The 18,636-nt window shown below is 67.3% G+C and carries 14 protein-coding genes; 6 read left to right on the top strand and 8 right to left on the bottom strand.

All coding sequences use genetic code 11. The features are described 5' to 3' along the window. Window positions 1-50: 50 nt before the first annotated feature. The 5 genes from P0M04_RS16510 to P0M04_RS16490 all read right to left on the bottom strand — a co-directional run bounded on the left by P0M04_RS16510 (window position 51) and on the right by P0M04_RS16490 (window position 7,349). Window positions 51-2,585, bottom strand: coding sequence for an excinuclease ABC subunit UvrA (locus P0M04_RS16510; RefSeq protein WP_259451488.1), 2,535 nt, complete (start codon window positions 2,583-2,585; stop codon window positions 51-53). A gap of 49 nt (window positions 2,586-2,634) precedes the next feature. Beyond that, the gene (locus tag P0M04_RS16505) at window positions 2,635-3,723 is read right to left on the bottom strand and encodes an SDR family oxidoreductase (RefSeq protein WP_259451489.1); all 1,089 of its coding nucleotides are present in this window, start codon (window positions 3,721-3,723) and stop codon (window positions 2,635-2,637) included. 68 nt (window positions 3,724-3,791) lie between these two features. Further along, a complete protein-coding gene (locus tag P0M04_RS16500) occupies window positions 3,792-4,715 on the bottom strand; it encodes an ABC transporter permease (RefSeq protein ID WP_259451490.1) in 924 nt (307 codons plus the stop codon). Next, window positions 4,712-5,809, bottom strand: coding sequence for an ABC transporter permease (locus P0M04_RS16495; protein WP_259451491.1), 1,098 nt, complete (start codon window positions 5,807-5,809; stop codon window positions 4,712-4,714). Before P0M04_RS16495 ends, P0M04_RS16500 begins: the two co-directional genes overlap by 4 nt. Beyond that, complete coding sequence (locus P0M04_RS16490) at window positions 5,796-7,349, bottom strand: ABC transporter ATP-binding protein (RefSeq protein WP_259451492.1); 1,554 nt, start codon at window positions 7,347-7,349, stop codon at window positions 5,796-5,798. The genes P0M04_RS16495 and P0M04_RS16490 overlap by 14 nt, the downstream gene beginning before the upstream one ends. A gap of 229 nt (window positions 7,350-7,578) precedes the next feature. Between P0M04_RS16490 and P0M04_RS16485 the strand changes: the two genes are divergently transcribed. The 4 genes from P0M04_RS16485 (at window position 7,579) to P0M04_RS16470 (ending at window position 10,825) form a co-directional block, all read left to right on the top strand. Further along, entirely contained in the window at window positions 7,579-8,289 is a 711-nt protein-coding gene (locus P0M04_RS16485) for a GntR family transcriptional regulator (protein ID WP_259451493.1), read from the top strand. Between the two features lie 109 nt (window positions 8,290-8,398). After that, the gene (locus P0M04_RS16480; protein ID WP_259451494.1) at window positions 8,399-9,244 is read left to right on the top strand and encodes an outer envelope protein; all 846 of its coding nucleotides are present in this window, start codon (window positions 8,399-8,401) and stop codon (window positions 9,242-9,244) included. 31 nt (window positions 9,245-9,275) lie between these two features. Then, window positions 9,276-10,346, top strand: a complete 1,071-nt coding sequence (locus P0M04_RS16475) for a BMP family ABC transporter substrate-binding protein (protein WP_259451495.1) — start codon at window positions 9,276-9,278, stop codon at window positions 10,344-10,346. Continuing rightward, a complete protein-coding gene (locus P0M04_RS16470) occupies window positions 10,343-10,825 on the top strand; it encodes a nucleoside deaminase (protein ID WP_259451496.1) in 483 nt (160 codons plus the stop codon). The genes P0M04_RS16475 and P0M04_RS16470 overlap by 4 nt, the downstream gene beginning before the upstream one ends. Here P0M04_RS16470 and P0M04_RS16465 read toward each other — a convergent pair. Beyond that, window positions 10,773-11,990, bottom strand: coding sequence for a glycosyltransferase (locus tag P0M04_RS16465; RefSeq protein ID WP_281042455.1), 1,218 nt, complete (start codon window positions 11,988-11,990; stop codon window positions 10,773-10,775). The genes P0M04_RS16470 and P0M04_RS16465 overlap by 53 nt on opposite strands. Before the next feature lie 192 nt (window positions 11,991-12,182). Here P0M04_RS16465 and P0M04_RS16460 point away from each other — a divergent pair, with 192 nt between their 5' ends. Beyond that, a complete protein-coding gene (locus P0M04_RS16460) occupies window positions 12,183-13,805 on the top strand; it encodes an ABC-F family ATP-binding cassette domain-containing protein (RefSeq protein ID WP_259451497.1) in 1,623 nt (540 codons plus the stop codon). A 47-nt stretch (window positions 13,806-13,852) separates the two neighbouring features. Further along, a complete protein-coding gene (locus tag P0M04_RS16455) occupies window positions 13,853-15,832 on the top strand; it encodes an alpha/beta fold hydrolase (RefSeq protein WP_259451498.1) in 1,980 nt (659 codons plus the stop codon). A gap of 16 nt (window positions 15,833-15,848) precedes the next feature. Here P0M04_RS16455 and P0M04_RS16450 read toward each other — a convergent pair whose 3' ends face one another. Both P0M04_RS16450 and P0M04_RS16445 read right to left on the bottom strand, forming a co-directional pair. Next, window positions 15,849-16,313, bottom strand: coding sequence for a cyanophycin metabolism-associated DUF1854 family protein (locus P0M04_RS16450; RefSeq protein ID WP_259451499.1), 465 nt, complete (start codon window positions 16,311-16,313; stop codon window positions 15,849-15,851). 3 nt (window positions 16,314-16,316) lie between these two features. Then, window positions 16,317-18,605, bottom strand: a complete 2,289-nt coding sequence (locus tag P0M04_RS16445) for a cyanophycin metabolism-associated ABC transporter (protein WP_259451500.1) — start codon at window positions 18,603-18,605, stop codon at window positions 16,317-16,319. Window positions 18,606-18,636 lie beyond the last annotated feature (31 nt).

The raw sequence follows: 18,636 nt of genomic DNA, 5'->3' as shown, positions 1-18,636 counted from the left end.
GCGTTCGCTTGAACGTGACTTTTTATCAAGTCGAAGACGTTGCGACGTATTTACGACAGGAATCGCCGAAGATACGGCGCCGTGCGGCTCCCCCTGGCCTTGGCGACTTGCGCCGGCGGTCCCTCCGCCATCACCTTGCCGCCGGCCTCGCCTGCGCCCGGACCGATGTCGATCATCCAGTCGCACGCGGCCACCACGCGCATCGTGTGCTCGACCATGATCACGGTGTTGCCCGCCTCGACGAGACGGTCGAGCTGGGCCAGCAGGCGGTCGGCGTCGAGCGGGTGCAGGCCCGTCGTCGGCTCGTCCAATACATAGAGTGTCCCGCCGCGGCCGGCACGCTGCAGTTCCGTCGCCAGCTTGATGCGCTGCGCCTCGCCGCCCGAGAGCTCCGTCGCACTTTGCCCCAGCCGCAGATAACCGAGCCCGACTTCGCGCAGCACCGACAGCGGCCGCGCGACGGCTTCTTCGTCCGCGAAGAACGCGTGCGCCTCGTCGACCGTCATGCCCAGCACGTCCGCGATGTTGCGGTCGTTGTAGCGGATCGCCAGCGTGTCGGCGTTGTAGCGCGCGCCACCGCACGTGGGGCAAGGCGCGTACACGCTCGGCAGGAACAACAGCTCGACCATGACGAAGCCCTCGCCCGCGCAATGCTCGCAACGGCCCTTGGCCACGTTGAACGAGAACCGTCCCGCGTCATAGCGGCGCTTCTTCGCGGCCGGCGTCGCCGCGAACAGCTTGCGCACCTGGTCGAACAGGCCCGTGTACGTGGCGAGGTTCGACCGCGGCGTGCGGCCGATCGGCTTCTGGTCCACGCGCACGAGGCGGCGGATGCCGTGCATGGGTCCCGCGATGTGGCCGACGGTCGGAATGTCGGCCTCGCGCTCCAGGTCCATGCCTTCCTCGGTCTCCTCGTCGGCCCCACCCTGGCCCAGCGCCGCGCCGACGAGGTCGACGAGCACCTGGCTCACGAGCGTCGACTTGCCGGAGCCGGAGACGCCCGTCACGCCCGTCATCACGCCGAGCGGGAAGCAGACGGCCAGGTCGTGCAGGTTGTTGCGCGTGACGCCTTCCAGCCGCAGCCAGCCGGCCGGCTCGCGCGGGGTCCGCTCCGGCGGGCGCACGGCGTCCTGCGCATCGGTGAACAGGTAACGCCGCGTGTGCGAGCCCGCCACGTCGCGCAGGCCGTCGGGTGGGCCGCTATATAAAATCTGCCCGCCCTTCTCGCCCGCCTGCGGGCCGACATCGACGATCCAGTCCGCGTGCCGGATCACATCGAGCGCGTGCTCGACGACGAACAGCGAATTACCGGCCGCCTTCAGGCGCGCGAGCGCGTCCAGCAGCGCTTCCGTGTCGGCCGGGTGCAGGCCGGCCGACGGCTCGTCCAGCACGTACACGACGCCGAACAGGTTCGATCGCACCTGCGTGGCCAGGCGCAGGCGCTGCAGCTCGCCCGGCGACAGGGTCGGCGTGCTGCGCTCCAGCGCGAGGTAGCCCAGGCCCAGCGCGAGCATCGTGTCGAGCCGCGCGCACAGGTCCGCCGCGATGCGCTGCGTGACGATCAGCTGCTCGGGATGTTTATCGGCACGCGCCTTGCCCTTGGGCGCCGTGCCCTCCGCGTAGGGCCGCAGCAGCGCCGCGAGCCGTTCGAGCGGAACGCGCGACAGGGTCATGATGTCCATGCCGGCAAATGTCACCGATAACGCTTCCTGGCGCAGGCGGCGGCCCTGGCACAGCGGGCATTCCTTGCTCACCATGTAGCGCATCACGCGCTTTTTCATCGACGCGCTTTCCGTGTTCGCGAACGTCTGCAGCACATAGCGGCGCGCGCCGCTGAACGTGCCCTGGTAGCTGGGCGTCTCCTTGCGCTTCAGGGCGCGGCGCGTTTCCTCGGGCGTGAGGCCCGCGTACACGGGCACGGTGGGCGTCTCGTCCGTGTACAGGATCCAGTCGCGGTCCTTCTTCGGCAAATCCCGCCACGGGGTGTCGACGTCGTAGCCCATCGTGACGAGGATGTCGCGCAGGTTCTGGCCATGCCACGCGGGCGGCCACGCGGCGACGGCGCGCTCGCGGATGGTAAGGCTGTCGTCCGGCACCATCGACTGCTCGGTCGCGTCGTACACGCGGCCCAGGCCCGAGCACTGCGGGCATGCGCCTTCGGCCGTGTTCGGGGAAAACGATTCGGCGTACAGCAGCTCCTGGCCGGGCGGGTAATCGCCGGCACGCGAATACAGCATGCGCAGGGAGTTCGACAGGGTCGACACGCTGCCGACGGACGAGCGCGTGGTCGGCGTGCCCCGCTGCTGCTGCAGGGCGACGGCGGGCGGCAGGCCGTCGATGTCGTCCACTTCCGGCACGGGCATCTGGTGGAACAGCCGGCGCGCGTACGGCGACACGGATTCCAGGTAGCGCCGCTGCGCTTCCGCGTACAGCGTGCCGAACGCGAGCGACGACTTGCCCGAGCCGGACACGCCCGTGAACACGACGAGCGCGTCGCGCGGGATGTCGAGGTCGACGTTCTTCAGGTTGTGCTCGCGCGCACCGCGGACGCGCACGTGGCCTGTCTTCGTTAATGGATCGCGCATGCCTCATTCAAGCATAGACAAACCTGGCGGTCCGTGCGCTGGCCCACCATCAGGGAATGAGCATCCGCGCCCGCAACTCGGCAAACAGGTCGTAGAACGAATCCTCGGTCGACTGCCACGCCGCGAAGCCGAGCCGGCGGCTGTTCGCCATGTCCGTCATCACTTCGATGGGACGGCCGAGATCGAGGTCCGTGTGCCACGGCGACACGAGCCGGTTCAGGTCCGCCTCGACGAGCTTGTGGCGCGTCGCGATCTCGCGCCAGACGGCGTGGTCGTTGGCCATCTCGGCTTCCAAAGGCCGCGTCTCGCCTTCGAAGCCGGCCGCCTGCACGCCGAACCATGCGGCCAGCCGGCGCCACAGCCAGCTCCAGCGGAAATAATCGCCATTCGTGATGTTGAAGGCTTCGTTGCGCGCGGCGTCGTGATCGGCGGCCCAGCGTAACTGCTGCGCGAGCATGCGCGCGTCGGTCACGTCGGACAGGCCTTCCCATTGCGCCCGCGAGCCGGGGAAGCGGAACGGCCGGCCCGTTTCCTTGCAGATCGACGCGTACACGGCCAGGGTCGTGCCCAGGTTCATCGCATTGCCGACCGCCATGCCGATGACCGTGTGCGGCCGGTGCACGGTCCAGGTAAAACGGTCGCGCGCGGCCGCCGCGTAGACTTCGTCCTCTTGCGCGTAATAAAAATTGTCGAGCGGCAGGCGCGGCTGGGATTCGCGCAGCGGCGTGTCGGGCAAGGTGCGCGAACTGGCATACGCCTCGAACGGGCCGAGATAATGCTTCAGGCCCGTCACGAGGGCCACGTGACGCAGCGTCTTGCGGCTGCTCAGCGCATCCAGCAGGTTGCGCACGAGGACGGCGTTGACGCGGATGTTTTCCGCCTCGCTGTCCTGCCGCATCCACGTCGTGATGAATACGTGGGTCGGGCCCGAATTGTCACCTCCGCCGAACGCGGTTGCCAGCGCTTCCCCGAGCCGCTCCGTATCCATCAGGTCGGCCGGCACGGGGATCAGGCCCGGCAGGTCGGCGGGTGGACGGCGCGCAAGACCGTACACGGTCCAGCCGTGGGCCAGCAGTTCCCGTGCCGTGGCATGGCCGCCGATGCCGCTGGCGCCCACGACGAGTGCGCTTCTTTGCATGTCCGCTTCTCCTCAATGATGGCAACCGCCATTCTTGCCTGCCCTGGAAAATCGCGGCGCGCCGTTGGCTAGTCGGCCTTGAAGTTCTGGCCCAGCGATACCGGCTTGTTCAGCAGGATCGTGCGCGGATCGCGGCAGATGACGACGAGGACGACGATCGTGGCCAGGTAGGGCAGCATCGACAGGAACTCGGACGGGATCGGGACGCCGAGGCCCTGGCCGTGGAATTGCAGCACCGTCACGCCGCCGAACAGATAAGCCCCGAGCAACAGCCCGCGCGGCTTCCACGTCGCGAACACGACCTGGGCCAGTGCGATCCAGCCGCGGCCGGCCGTCATGCCTTCGACCCACATCGGCGTCAGCGCCAGCGACAGGTAGGCGCCGCCGAGTCCCGCCAGCGCCCCGCCGGCCAGCACGGTCGCGTAGCGCAGCTTCACCACCGGCATGCCGATCGCATGGGCGCTGTGCGGCGCCTCGCCGACGGCGCGGATCAGCAGGCCCAGGCGCGTGCGCGCCAGCATCCAGCCCGTGAGCAGCACGAGCGCCAGCGATGCGTAGACCATCGCATCGAACGAGAACAGCAGCGGCCCGACGAACGGCAGGTCGGACAGCACGGGCAGGTGCAGTCGAGGCAGCGGCGCCACGGTCTGGCCGACGAGGTCGCGCCCGACAAACGCCGAGAGGCCGATGCCGAACAGCGTCAGCGCGAGGCCCGTCGCGACCTGGTTCGTCTGCAAGGTGAGCACGAGCACGCCGAACAGCAGCGCCATCGCCATGCCGGCGAGCAGCGCGGCGGCCAGGCCCAGGCCGGCGGAACCCGTGTGCAGCGTGACGGAAAAGCCGGCCACGGCGCCCACGAGCATGATGCCTTCCAGGCCCAGGTTGAGGACGCCGGAACGCTCGGCCACGAGCTCGCCCGTCGAAGCGAGGACGAGTGGGGTCGCGGCGCCCGCCGTGCTGGCGAGGAAGGCGACGAGGTATTCGGAATTCATGCAGTCTCCTTCGCGACGACGGGCACGGCCACCAGCGCGGGCGTGCGGGGCTTGATGCGGTAATGGATGAACAGGTCGGCCGCCAGCAGGTAGAACAGCAGCAGGCCCTGGAACAGGCCGGTGATGGCGGACGGCAGCTGGAGCTCGATCTGCGCCGTCTCGCCGCCGATATACAGCAGCGACATCAGCAGGCCCGCCAGCAGTACGCCGACCGGATGCAGGCGCCCGACGTAGGCGACGATGATGGCGGCGAAGCCGTAGCCGGGCGACACCGAGGCCTGCAGCTGGCCCAGCGGCCCCGCCACCTCGCCCACGCCCGCCACGCCGGCCAGCGCGCCGCTCGCCAGGAACGCGATCCACACGTTCTTCGGTTCGGAAAACCCGGCATACAGCGCGGCGGCCGGCGCCATGCCCGACACCTGCATGCGGTAGCCCGCGAAGCTGTGGCGGCAAAAGAACCACGCGCCCGCCACGGCCACGAGCGACAGCAGGAACGCCGCGTTCACGCGCAGGCCTTCCTTCAGCAGCGGCAGCATGGCGGCGTCGCCGAACATCTTCGATTGCGGGAAGTTGTAGCCGGCCGGATCGCGCACGGGGCCGTGCACGAGATAGCCGAGGAACAGGTACGCGACGTACACGAGCATCAGCGACACGAGGATCTCGCTCGTATTGAAGCGCGTGCGCAGCAGCGCGGGCACGGCCGCCCACGCGGCACCGCCTACGGCGCCGGCGAGGACCATCAGCGGCAGCAGCCACGGGCCCTCGGCACCGTCGAAGTACAGCGCGACGCAGCCGGCGGCCACGGCCCCCATCGTCAGCTGGCCGTCCGCGCCGATGTTGTGGACGTTGGCGCGAAAGCCGATGGCGAGGCCCACGCCGCACAGGGTCAAGGGAGTGGCCTTGAGCAGCAGTTCGCCGATGCCGTACCACGACGTGAGCGGTTGGACGAAGTACACGTAGAACGCATGCAGCGGCGCCTGGCCGAGGAACAGGAACAGCAGCGAGCCCGAGACGAGCATCGCGGCGGCGGCAATGAGCGGCGACGACAGCATCATCGCGCGCGATGGTTCGGGACGGGCTTCAAGCCGGGACATGGGACTCTCCTTCAACAGCGAAATCGCCGCCCATCCAGCGGCCGATCCGATCGACGGTGGTGGCGCTGGTAGCAACGGCGGGCGACAGGCGGCCCTTCGCCAGCACGGCGATGCGGTCGCACATCATGAACAGTTCGTCGAGTTCTTCCGACACGACAAGGACGGCCACACCCGCGTCGCGCAGGTCGATGATCGCCTGGCGGATCAGCATGGCGGCGCCGACGTCGACGCCCCACGTGGGCTGGGCGACGACCATCACCCTGGGTGCCAGGCGGATTTCGCGCCCGACGATGAATTTCTGCAGGTTGCCGCCCGAGAGGCTCGCGGCCGCGGACGACGGGCCGCCGCACTTGACCTTGAAGCGCTCGATGACGGCGGCGGCGAACGCGCGCACGGCGCTGCGCCGGATCACGCCGCCCGTCGCCATGCCGGCGTCCGGATTCAGGTAGCCGGTCAGCAGCGCATTGTCGGCCAGCGACAGCGCGGGCACGGCGCCACGGCCCAATCTCTCTTCCGGTACAAAGCCGAGCCCCAGCCGGCGGCGCGCGGCGGCATCCAGGCGGCCGGCGTCGTGGCCCAGCAGCCGGATCGACGCGGCGACGGGCGCCGGCCGCTCGCCCGAGATGGCCTTTAGAAGCTCCTGCTGGCCGTTGCCGGAGACGCCGGCCAGGCCGACGATCTCGCCGGCGCGCACGTCGAGGGAGATACCGCGCAAGGTGGTGCCGAACGGGTCCGCACTCGGCAGGTCGAGCGCGGCCAGTGCCAGCGCGACCTCGCCCGGCGCGCGCGGGGCCAGGGTGCAAGTGGGCAGGTCGCCGCCGATCATCAGTTCGGCCAGCGAGTGCGCCGTTTCCTCGCGCGGGACGGCGGTACCGGCCACACGGCCCGCGCGCAGCACAGTGGCGCGGTCGCACAGGGCCTGGATCTCATCGAGCTTGTGGCTGATGTAGAGGATGCTGACGCCTTCGTCGCGCAGGCGGCGCAGCGACACGAACAGCGTCTGCACGGCGTCCGGCGTGAGCACCGACGTCGGTTCGTCCATGATCAGGAGACGCGGCGACTGCAGCAGGCAGCGCACGATCTCCACGCGCTGGCGCTCGCCGACCGACATGCTGTGCACGAGCCGGTCCGGGTCGAGCGGCAGGCCGTATTGTTCGGAGACTGCGCGGATGCGCGGCGCAAGCAGCCGAGGCGTCGTCTTCTCGTCCAGCGCAAGCGCGATGTTCTCGGCGACCGTCAGGGTCTCGAACAGCGCGAAATGCTGGAACACCATGCCGATGCCGAGGCGGCGCGCGGCCGACGGCGAATCGATGCGTACCTGCCGGCCCTCCCACATGATCTCGCCGGCGTCCGGCTTCGTGACGCCGTAGATCATCTTCATGAGGGTGCTCTTGCCGGCCCCGTTCTCGCCCAGCACGGCGTGGATCTCGCCGGGCATGACCGTCAGGTTCACGTCCGCGTTGGCCACGACGGACGGGTAGATCTTCGAGATCCCGAGGAGCCGCAGGCGCGGCTCGTTTCGTTCGTGGGGATCGCTCATTCTGACTCCAATCGTTGTATACAAAACGTGGTTGTCGTTTGCAAGTTGCGTGCCCACCGCCCTTCGGGCCCATGGCGCACGATTTGTATACAAACCGCACCGCCGCGGCTCATCGCCTCACCGAAACCGGGCACGCGCCTGCCGCCGGTGCGGCGGATGCGTACGGACGCGCGTGTGCACGATTCCTGCTTTATATGTCGCCAATCGCATCCCTGATATGGAGACAAGCATGACTCACGCCGCCCCTTCCACACCGGCCCGCAAGCGCGGACTCACGGCCGTCGACGAGCGCATCTACCGCGCCGTCGTCAACGCCGTGATGAGCCACCGCCTGCCGCCCGGCACCCGCCTGGGCGAAGCGGACTTCTGCGCGCTGTACGACGTGAGCCGCACCACCGTGCGCAAGGCCCTGCAGCGCCTCGCGCACGACCACATCATCGAACTGCGCCCGAACCGCGGCGCCGTCGTGGCGTCGCCCACGCCGAAGGAGGCGCGCGACGTGTTCGCCGCGCGGCGCGCGCTCGAGCGCGAGATCGTGCCGCTGGTCGTACGGCGCGCGACGCCGGCGTCGCTGGGTGCGATCCGCACCGCCATCGAGGCCGAGGAAGCGGCACGCCATGGCGCCGACCGCGCCGCGTGGATCCGCCTGGGCGGCGAGTTCCACCTGCTGCTGGCGGAGCTGGCAGGGAACGCCGTGCTGCAGCGCTTCATGGCGGAGCTGGTGTCGCGCTGCTCGCTGATCATCGCGCTGTACGAAAACCCCGGTGTGCCCATGTGCGGCAACCACGACCACCACGACCTGCTCGCGCTGATCGAACGGGGCGACACCGACAAGGCCGTCGACCTGATCGAACACCACCTGCTCGACATCGAGGCGCGCCTGCACCTGGACGAACAGGACCGCAAGGTCAACCTCGCGGAAGCGCTGGGCGAGCGTTGAGCGGCCTGGCCCGCTACTTGCATAAGGATGAGATCGGGATTGCACCCAATCCCGTTCGTGATCGGATGCAATCTGTAATAGCCCCACCCCACCATAACAAGGAAACCGAATGAAGACGTCCGCCTGTTTCGCCCTTCTCGCCGCCTTCTGCACCACCGCCGCCCACGCCGCCGACTGGAGCGACACGTCGCTCAGCTGGCGCTACGGCACCAAGTTCTCCGAACCGTACAACGGCGAGGACATCAACAAGCACGTCATCAACTTCTCCAACGTCAGCGGCTACAAGTACGGCAAGAACTTCTTCAGCGTCGACTTCCTGCTCTCCGACTCGCACGATCCGTCCGCCGTGGGCGCATCGAGCGGCGCGCACGAAGCCTATGCGCTGTACCGCCACACGCTCGACCTGGGCAAGGTGACGGGCGCGAACCTGGCCTTCGGTCCGGTGCGCGGCGTCGGCGTGACCGGCGGCTTCGACGTCAACAGCAAGACGGACGCCGGCTACAACTCCAAGAAGCGCATGCTGGTGCTGGGCCCGACCCTGATGTTCGACGTCCCGGGCTTCCTCGACGTCAGCCTGCTCGCCCTGCGCGAGAGCAATGCGCCGTTCAACGGCTTCACGAGCATCTCCACCCCGCGCTACACGTACAAGACGCACGCGATGTTGACGGCCGCGTGGGGAATCCCGTTCACGCTGGGCGTGCCGCTGTCGTTCGAGGGCTTCGCCAACTACATCGGCACCAAGGGCCGCAACGAGTTCGGCGGCCCGACGGCCGTCGAGATCAACGTCGACATGCAGGTCATGTACGACCTGAGCCCGGCCATCGGCGCGGCGAAGAACACGCTGAAGGTCGGCCTCGAATACCAGTACTGGAAGAACAAGTTCGGCAACCCGGAAAGCGTCGCACCGGGCGCCACCGCGAAAACGCCGATGGTCCGCGCCGAATACCACTTCTGATCCGTCCACCATTCACTGAAAGAGGAACACCATGAACCGTCGCACACTGCTCGCCGCCGCTCTTCTCGCTTCCCTCACTGCCCTGAACGCGCACGCGGCCGATCCGCTGAAGGTCGCCTTCGTCTACGTCGGCCCCGTCGGCGACGCGGGCTGGACCTATGCCCACGAACAGGGCCGCCTCGCCATGGAAAAGGCGCTGGGCGGCAAGGTGGCCACCACCTATGTCGAGAACGTACCGGAAGGCGCGGACGCCGAACGCGTCATCCGCAAGCTCGCCGCCGACGGCAACAAGCTCGTCTTCACGACGTCGTTCGGCTTCATGAACCCGACGGAGAAAGTGGCGAAGGCCTTCCCGAACGTCGTGTTCGAGCATGCCACCGGCTTCAAGGTGGCGAAGAACCTCGGCGTGTACGAGACGCGCCAGTACGAAGGCACCTACCTGCAGGGCGTCATCGCCGCGAAGATGAGCAAGTCGGGCACGATCGGCTTCGTCGGCTCCTTCCCGGTGCCGGAAGTGATCCGCAACATCAACGCGTACACGCTCGGCGCGCAGAGCGTGAACCCGGCCATCAAGACGAAAGTCGTGTGGATCAACAGCTGGTACGACCCCGCCAAGGAGCGCCAGGCCGCCGAGACCCTGATCGCGCAGGGTGCCGACGTGCTCACGCAGAACACGGATTCGCCGGCCACCTTGCAGGTGGCGCAGGAAAAAGGCAAGTACGCGTTCGGCTGGGACTCCGACATGGCCCGCTTCGCACCGAAAGCGCACCTGACGGCGACGACGAATTCGTGGGGCGATTTCTACACCCGCACCGCGCAGTCCGTGATCGCGGGCACGTGGAAGAGCGCCGAAGTGCACGGCGGCCTGATGGAAGGCATGGTCAAGATGTCGCCGCTGAACGCCGTCATCCCCGCCGACACGGCCAAGCTGTTCGAGACGAAGAAGGCGGCGATCATCGGCGGCAAGCTCAAGCCGTTCCAGGGACCGCTGAAGGACCAGTCGGGTGCGGTCAAGGTCGCCGCCGGTTCGGAGATGTCGCTGGCGGACCTGAAAGGCATGAACTGGTACGTGCAGGGCGTGGAAGGCACCATTCCAAAATGAGCGTGCCGACCCCGCAGGACCAGGCGTTCCTGACCCGCGTGTTCGCGCTGGCGCAGCGCTCGCGCGACGAAGGCCATCATCCGTTCGCAGCGATGGTGGTCGGCGCCGACGGCACCGTCATCGCGGAGGCGATGAACGATTCGTCCACGGACCGCACGGCGCACGCGGAGATGAATGCCCTGCGCGCCGCCTCGCGCAAGTTCGGCCCGGCCGAACTGGCCGGTGCCACGCTGTACAGCAATGCGGAGCCGTGTGCGATGTGCGCGGGCGGCACCTACTGGAGCGGCGTGGGACGCGTCGTCTACGGCATGTCGGAAACGAGCCTGCTGGCGCTGACCGGCAGCGATCCGGAGAACCCGACGCTGTCCCTGCCCTGCCGCGACGTATTCGCGCGCGGGCAGAGGACGACGGAGGTGATCGGGCCGCTCAGGGAAAACGAGGCGCGGGAGGCGCATCGGGGGTTCTGGAACGCGACGTGAGAACGTCGCACATCCGGTCGATGCCAGCTCCGGGCTGGAATCGACCGGCCACCGCACGGGTCCGTTCCGCCAGTCCGGGCGCTCCCAGCAGATCGCCCAGCGCACGCACGAGCCGCCGTTCGTTCAACCGGGTTGCGGGCAGGCTCGCGGCGACACCCAGCGCCGTCACGCGCGCGCCATTGTCGAACTGGTCGTGCGCCAGCGGAACGACGAGTTGCGGCGCCCCCGCGCGCAGCGCCTCCGCGGTCGTGCCGATGCCGCCGTGGTGGACGAGCGCCGCCGCATGCGGCAGGAGTGCCCGCAGCGGCACATAGTCCTGCCACAGCATCGAGGGCGGCAGGTCGGCCGGCACCTGTTCGCGGTGCGGCGTGAGGAAGACCGCACGCCGGCCCAGGCGCGTGGCCGCCGCGAACGCGTCGCGGAAGTACGCGGCCGCCTGCGTGTTGCCGGTGCCGTGCGTGAACACGAGCGGCGGCGGGCCGGCCTGCAGGAACGCCTGTAAGTCGGCAGATAGCGTTGCATCCGCGTTCGGGTCGAACAAAGGAAAATCGCCGCGCACCAGCGGTTGCGGCCAGTCCGGCTGCGTGGGCGCGAACCAGTCGGGGAACAAGGTCAGCGACACATCGGGCACGGCCGCGATCCAGTCCATCAGCGACGGCACCGGTGGCAAGCCGTGCGCCGTGCGCGCCGCATTCACGTCCGCCAGCGCGACGGGGTCGATGAAACGCCTGCCTACCCAGCGCCAGAACGCCCGGCGCGCGGACAACGGCACCCAGGCCGGCACGCGCCACGGGCCCACCATCAATGGATCGTGCACGGTCATGAGGTTGGCCGGCGCGAGGTAGGCGGCCGCGATCTTCACACCCGGATGCGCCACGCGGCACAGGTCCGCCTCGGGCAGCGCGAGCGGATGCACGAGCAGTGTGCAGGGTTCCTCCCGCGGCAGCGCTTCGATGAAGGGAACGATGCGCGCCATCGCGGGCCGCGTCGCACGCCACACGACGCCGAAGCCGCGCGTGGGATGCCACAGGTCGGGGTCGCGCAGCACGGCCTCGTCGGCGGGCAGGCCCGTGAACGGCAATCCGGTCGGGCGCACCCACGGGCCATGCTGTTCGGGCGCGAGGAAACTCACGCGGTGGCCGCGTGCACGCAACGCGAGCGCCAGCGCGAGGAACGGGAACAGGTCGCCCGCCGAGCCGATCGTGACGACGACGTAGTGTTGGGTTTCGATGCGGATCTCCTGCTAGAATATGGAATCGATTCAAGGAGGATTCTACCCATGCGCCTGTAATGCCCGCCGTTCGTACGCAACGGCCTCGAAACCATCCCGGCTTTCATTGGCATTCAGGAGTCTCTCATGGCGCATCCTTACTTCGCGGCCCTGCACGGGGTCGACATCATCCTGCCCGACGGGCGCATCCTCTTCACGAACCTGCACGAATCGTTCGGTGCCGAGACGGTCGGCCTGATCGGCCATAACGGCAGCGGCAAGTCCACGCTCGGGCGCGTGCTCGCGGGCGACCTGCTGCCTTCCGCCGGACGCATCGAGCGGCCGGGGCGCATCCGTTACGTGGCACAGCAGACCGGGGCCACCTCCGCGTCTTCCCTGGCCGAAGTCGCGGGCCTGGACGCGCCGCTGGCCGCGCTGCGCCGGCTGGCGGATGGAGACGCACGCGACGAGGACTTCGACATCATCGGCGACCGCTGGGACCTGGAAGCGCGCTGGGAGGCGATGCTGGACGCGGCCGGACTTTCAGCAGCCGTGACACCAGCCGCGTTGTCCGGCGGCCAGCACACGCTGCTCGCGCTGATCGGCGCGTTTTGCTCGGACGCCGACCTGCTCGTGCTGGACGAACCGGGCAACCATCTCGACCTTGGCAACCGCGCCTTCCTCCTCGACCAGATGCGCGTGTGGCGCCAGTCCGGCCGCGGCCTGCTGCTCATCAGCCACGATCGCGAGTTGCTGGAGCACGTCGAGCGCACGCTGGAAGTCCACGCGGGCGACCTGCGGCGCTACGGCGGCGGATGGTCGCTCGTGGCCGAACAGCGCGAGGCGGAATTGGCCACAGCAGGTTCGAGGCTGGAACGGGCCCGCACGGAGCGGCGCCAGGGCGAGCAAAAGATGCGCGACCAGGCCGAGCGCGCCGCGCGCAAGAGCGCCCGCGGCGCGCGCGCCAAGGCGGATGGCGGCATGCCGAGGATCGTCCTGAACGCCCTGCCCCAGCGCGCCGAAAAGACGGACGGCGCGCGGCTTGAGCGCCATGCGCGCGAGCGGCAGGCGTTGCAGGATGACGTGGCGGACGCGTTCGCGACCTTCGATGCGCTGCACCAGCAGCCGGTCTTTCCGCAGCTGGACATTGCAATCCCGCCCGGCCAGACGGCGCTCGCATTCGATGGACTGGTCGCGCGGCACGGTCCCCGCCAGTCGCTGGACTGGCGCGTGCAAGGCGCCGCGCGGATCGCGATCACAGGGCCGAACGGCTGCGGCAAATCCACGCTGCTGCGCACGATTGCCGGAGAGATCACTCCGCAGTCCGGCACCGTGCACGGGTTGCCCGGCGTGCTGCTGGACCAGCATCTGGCCATGCTCGATCCGGCGCGCAGCCTGCTGGATCATTTCCCAACCTCGCACGACGCAGGCCGCCTGCGCCAGATGCTCGCGCTCGCGGGGCTGGGTCCGTCACGCATCCTGCGTCTCAGCGGAGAACTGAGCGGCGGCGAACGCATGCGCGGCGCGCTGCTGCAGGCCGTGCTGCGCGAACCGACGCCGAAACTGCTGATGCTGGACGAGCCGACGAACCACCTCGACCTCGCGAGCGTGGAGGCGCTGGAAGCGATGCTGAAATCGTGGCCGGGGGCGCTGGTGGTCGTATCGCATGACGGGCGCTTCCTGGAGAGACTGGCACTCACTCATCGCCTCGACTGGACGCCGGACGGGTGGCTCGGTGGCGACGCGGTTAAAAATGTTGTCGATAAATAACTGATCTTCTGGCAAGATCATGTCAATACCTCTACAAAGGAAAAGACATGCGGCCAGGGTGGAGCATCGCGCTGTTGGTGGTCGCTTCCGTGCGGATCTGTGCACCCGCTTGGGCACAGGGTTCGACGCTCCCACCGGTCGACGCCTTTTTCGGGAACAACGCGTTCGGCGGCGCCCAGTTGTCGCCCAGCGGGCGTTATCTGGCGATGCGCACGAATCGTGACGGCCTCCGCGATTTCCTCGCCGTGATCGATCTGGAGACGAAGGAGGCCAAGGCGGTCGCGTCCTTCACCGACCTCGATGTCGATAATTTCCGTTGGGTGAACGACAGCCGCCTCGTGTTCGATGTGCGCGATTCGGAATACGCCAGCGCCGACCAGGAGGGTGCACCCGGCCTGTTCGCCGTCGACCGTGACGGCGGTAACTACCTCCAGCTGGCGCAACGCAGCATCCGGCAACGCTCGCCGCAGCCGTGGAACACGTTCCTCCTCGCCCAGTCCGGCAGCCAGGATTCGGAATGGATCTACGTCGCGCGTCCCATGTTCGACAAGAACGACAAGTACTTCGGCACCCGGCTGCGCCGCCTCAACACGTTGACCGGAAAAGCCGAGGTAGGTCCCGAGCCGGATGTGGAAGTCAGCACCTTCATGCTCGATGCCAAAGGTGAGCCGCGGCTGGCCATGCTCTATGGCGACATCAAGACCGTCATGCATTATCGCGATCCGGCGACGGGAAAGTGGCGCGAAGTGGCCAGTTTCGACACCTACCGCGGCGCCAGGGATGCGATCAAGCCGCTCGGCTTCGGTCCCGACGGCACATTGTACGTGGTGGCCAACGCCGGGGAGGACACGGCATCCCTGCGCACTTTCGATTTCGCCGCCGGTACGGTGAACAAGGAGGCGGTCGTCGTCACGCGCGGCTACGACTTCGACGGCAGCCTGCTCGGCAACGGCAAGCTGCTGGGCGTGCGCGTCACCACCGATGCCGAGGCCGACGTCTGGTTCGACCCGGCGATGAAAGCACTCCAGGCGGCAGTGGACAAGGCCCTGCCCGGTGCGATCAACATGATCGACGCTCCGGCAAGGACCAGCGTGCCCTGGGTACTCGTGAAATCCTATTCCGACCGTCAGCCGCTGCGCTACCTCCTGTTCTACACCCAAACCGGCAAGCTGGAGCTGGTCGGCAATACCTATCCAAAGATCGACCCCACCCTTATGGGCCGGCAGGAAACGGTCCGGTTCAAGGCGCGCGACGGCCTCGACATCCCCGGACTGCTGACGCTGCCGCCCGGCGGCACGCGCAAGAACCTGCCGATGGTGGTGCTGGTGCACGGCGGGCCCTGGGTTCGCGGTGCCAGCTGGGGCTGGAATCCCGAGTCGCAATTCCTGGCGTCGCGCGGCTATGCCGTGCTGGAGGTGGAGTTCCGCGGCAGCACCGGTTTCGGCATGCATCATGTCGAGGCTGGCCTGAAGCAGTGGGGCCTGGCAATGCAGAACGACATCGCCGACGGCACGCGCTGGGCCATCGACCAGGGGATCGCCGATCCGAAGCGGATCTGCATCGCCGGCGCCAGCTACGGCGGCTACGCGACGCTGATGGGTCTCGTCAACGACCCCGACCTGTACCGTTGCGGTATCGACTGGATCGGGGTGACCGACATCGAACTGATGTACACCGGCACATGGTTTTCCAAACCCGAATTTTCGGAGGGTTACATGCGCTACGGCATGCCGTACCTGATCGGCGATCCGGTCAAGGATGCCGACCAGTTGAAGGCCACCTCGCCAATCCAGCAAGCCTCACGCATTCGCCAGCCCTTGCTGCTGGCCTATGGTGACGAGGACAAGCGAGTGCCCCTGTATCACGGCAAGAAATTCTATGCCGCCGTCAAACGCAACAACAAGCTGGTCGAATGGGTGACATACGCGGGCGAAGGTCATGGATGGTCGCTGGCGAAGAACCGGATCGATTTCTGGCAGCGCGTCGAGCGCTTCCTCGACCGCCACATCGGACCCGGCCGGCAGTAGCGGCGCGGTCCGGCACTTACAGGAACCGGTCGAGAATCTTCCGGCTCCCCTTGTCGATGCCGAACATGTCGCGGATGAGGAAGTGAATCCCGTGACTGTCCGCGATGAGCAGCGAGTACGTGCCCAGCCGGCGGATGTCTTCCTCGCCCTTGAGCACGAATTCCGTGTCGCCGCGGTCCGTCTTGACGGTCCACGTGCACGGCGTGGCATAGCTGGACACGCCCTTGATCGACAGGATCTCGGGCATGAACTCGCGGCCGTCGAGTTCTTCCGTGACGAGTGCACGGATGTCGGCCGGCATGGTCTCGAGGTCGTCAATCCACGCGGCTTCCTTCCCGCCGTCGCGCACGAGCGAGATGCCTTTCGACGGCGCCTGCACAGGGAACGAGCGCACGGGCACCACGCCGACGAATTCCTCGCCCTCGCCATTCGTCAGTACCAGCTTGCCGAACGCATCCCGGCGTAAAGTAAAAGTCGTCATCGTTCAGTCTTCCTTGCTGCCATCGTCGTCCGGGTCCTGGTCCACGTTGCGCGCCTGCGCCTCGTACAGGCGGAAATACGCGCCTTCGCGCGCCATCAGCTCGTCGTGGCTGCCCTCTTCCACCACCTGGCCGCGGTCCAGCACGACGAGGCGGTCGGCACGGTGCAGCGTGGACAGACGGTGCGCGATGGCGATCGTCGTGCGGCCCTGCACGAGGTTGTCCAGCGCCTTCTGGATTTCCTTTTCCGTTTCCGAGTCGACGGAAGACGTCGCTTCGTCCAGGATCAGGATCGGCGGGTCGATGAGGAGTGCGCGCGCGATCGAGATGCGCTGGCGCTCGCCGCCGGACAGGCCCTGGCCCCGCTCCCCGACCATCGAGTCATAGCCCTGCGGCAGGCGCAGGATGAATTCGTGGGCGTGCGCGGCGCGGGCGGCGGCGATGATCTCTTCGCGCGTCGCATCCGGCTTGCCGTAGGCGATGTTTTCCGCGATGGTGCCGAAGAACAGGAACGGCTCCTGTAGCACGAGGCCGATGTGGCGGCGGTAATCCGCGACGGCGAAGCTGCGGATGTCGCGGCCGTCCAGCAGGATCGCACCTTCCGCCACGTCGTAGAAGCGGCAGATCAGGTTCACGAGCGTGCTCTTGCCCGACCCCGAGTGGCCCACGAGGCCCACCATTTCGCCGGCCTTGATGTTCAGCGAGATGCCGCGATTGACGGCGCGATTGCCGTAGCGGAAGCCCACTTCGCGCAGCGCGATGTTGCCTTCGACCTTGTCCAGTTTCACCGGGTTGACGGGATCGGGAACGCTCGACACGTGGTCGAGGATGTCGAAGATGCGCTTGGCGGCCGACGCGGATTTCTGCGTGACGGACACGATGCGGCTCATCGAATCGAGGCGGACGTAGAAGCGGCCGCTGTACGCGATGAACGCGGACAGCACGCCGACCGTGATTTCCTGCTGGCTCACCTGCCAGATGCCGAAGCACCAGATGACGAGCAGGCCCAGCTCCGTCAGGAACGAGACGGTCGGCGAAAACAGCGACCACACCTTGTTCAATTTGTCGTTGACGGCCAGGTTGTGCTTGTTCGCTTCGCGGAAACGCCACGCCTCGCGGTGTTCCTGCGCGAACGCCTTCACGACGCGGATGCCGGGAATGGTATCGGCCAGCACGTTCGTGACCTCGCCCCACACGCGGTCGATCTTTTCGAAACCGGTACGCAGCTTGTCGCGCACGACGTGGATCATCCACGCGATGAACGGCAGCGGCACCAGCGTGATCAACGCCAGTTTCATGTTGATGCTGAACAGGATCACGCCCGTCATGATGATCATGAGGACGTCGGACAAAAAGTCCAGCAGGTGCAGCGACAGGAACACGCAGATGCGGTCCGAGCCGCTGCCGATGCGCGACATGAGGTCACCCGTGCGCTTGCCGCCGAAGAATTCCAGCGACAATCTCAGCAGGTGCTCATAGGTTTCGGAACGCATGTCCGCCCCCATCCGCTCGGACACGAGGGCGAGAATGTACGTGCGGCCCCAGCCCAGCGCCCACGCGAGGATCGCGGACGCGAACAGGCCGCCCATGTACATGTAGACGAGGTGCGTGTCGATGTGCTTGCCGTTCTGGTACGGGATCAGCACGTTGTCCATCAGCGGCATCGTCAGATACGGCGGAATCATGTGTGCGCCGGTACTTGCCAACATGAGCAAGAATCCGAGGAGCAACTGACCCTTGTACGGCCGGGCGAAGCGCCACAAACGGAACAGGGTCCAGGTCGACGGCGGCGTATGCAGCACCTTGGTGCAGATCGGGCAGTCTTCCTGGTCCGGTTCCAGCGGCGCCTTGCAGCTCGGACACGTATGTTGTTCGGGCGGTTGCACGGCGACGCCGCTCACGTAGCTTTCGACCTGGTCCTGGAACTGGTCGACGACGCGGATGGCTTGCAGGTTCTGGCCCAACGTAAAACGCCAGGCCGCCAGCAAGCCGTTCTGGTCGACGAGTTCGAGATGGCCGACGCCCGCGTGGTCGTGGTGGCGCATTGTCAAACCGGCACGATATGGCCAGTCGCGCCACATCGTGTCGCCGGGTGCGCGGGTGAGCAGGCGATAATTCGTGACGACGAGAATACCTTTGGTGAAACGTAATTTCGCATCGAGGTCAACCTCGACGCTGTTTAAAACGTTTTCCCCTGGCGCAAGCTTCTTCGCGACGTCCGCCTGCCAGTGCTCAGGCAGGAAACCGGCACTCGATGCCGGCGGAACGGAGGGAATAAGTTGTTGAGTTGTCATGTGATGCCGCCGGTAAAGGCAAAGTTTCCGG

The organism is Telluria mixta, assembly GCF_029223865.1.
Lineage (GTDB): Bacteria > Pseudomonadota > Gammaproteobacteria > Burkholderiales > Burkholderiaceae_D > Telluria > Telluria mixta.
Note: the sequence above shows the minus strand (reverse complement) of the source record. Positions and strands in the feature narration are given on the sequence as shown.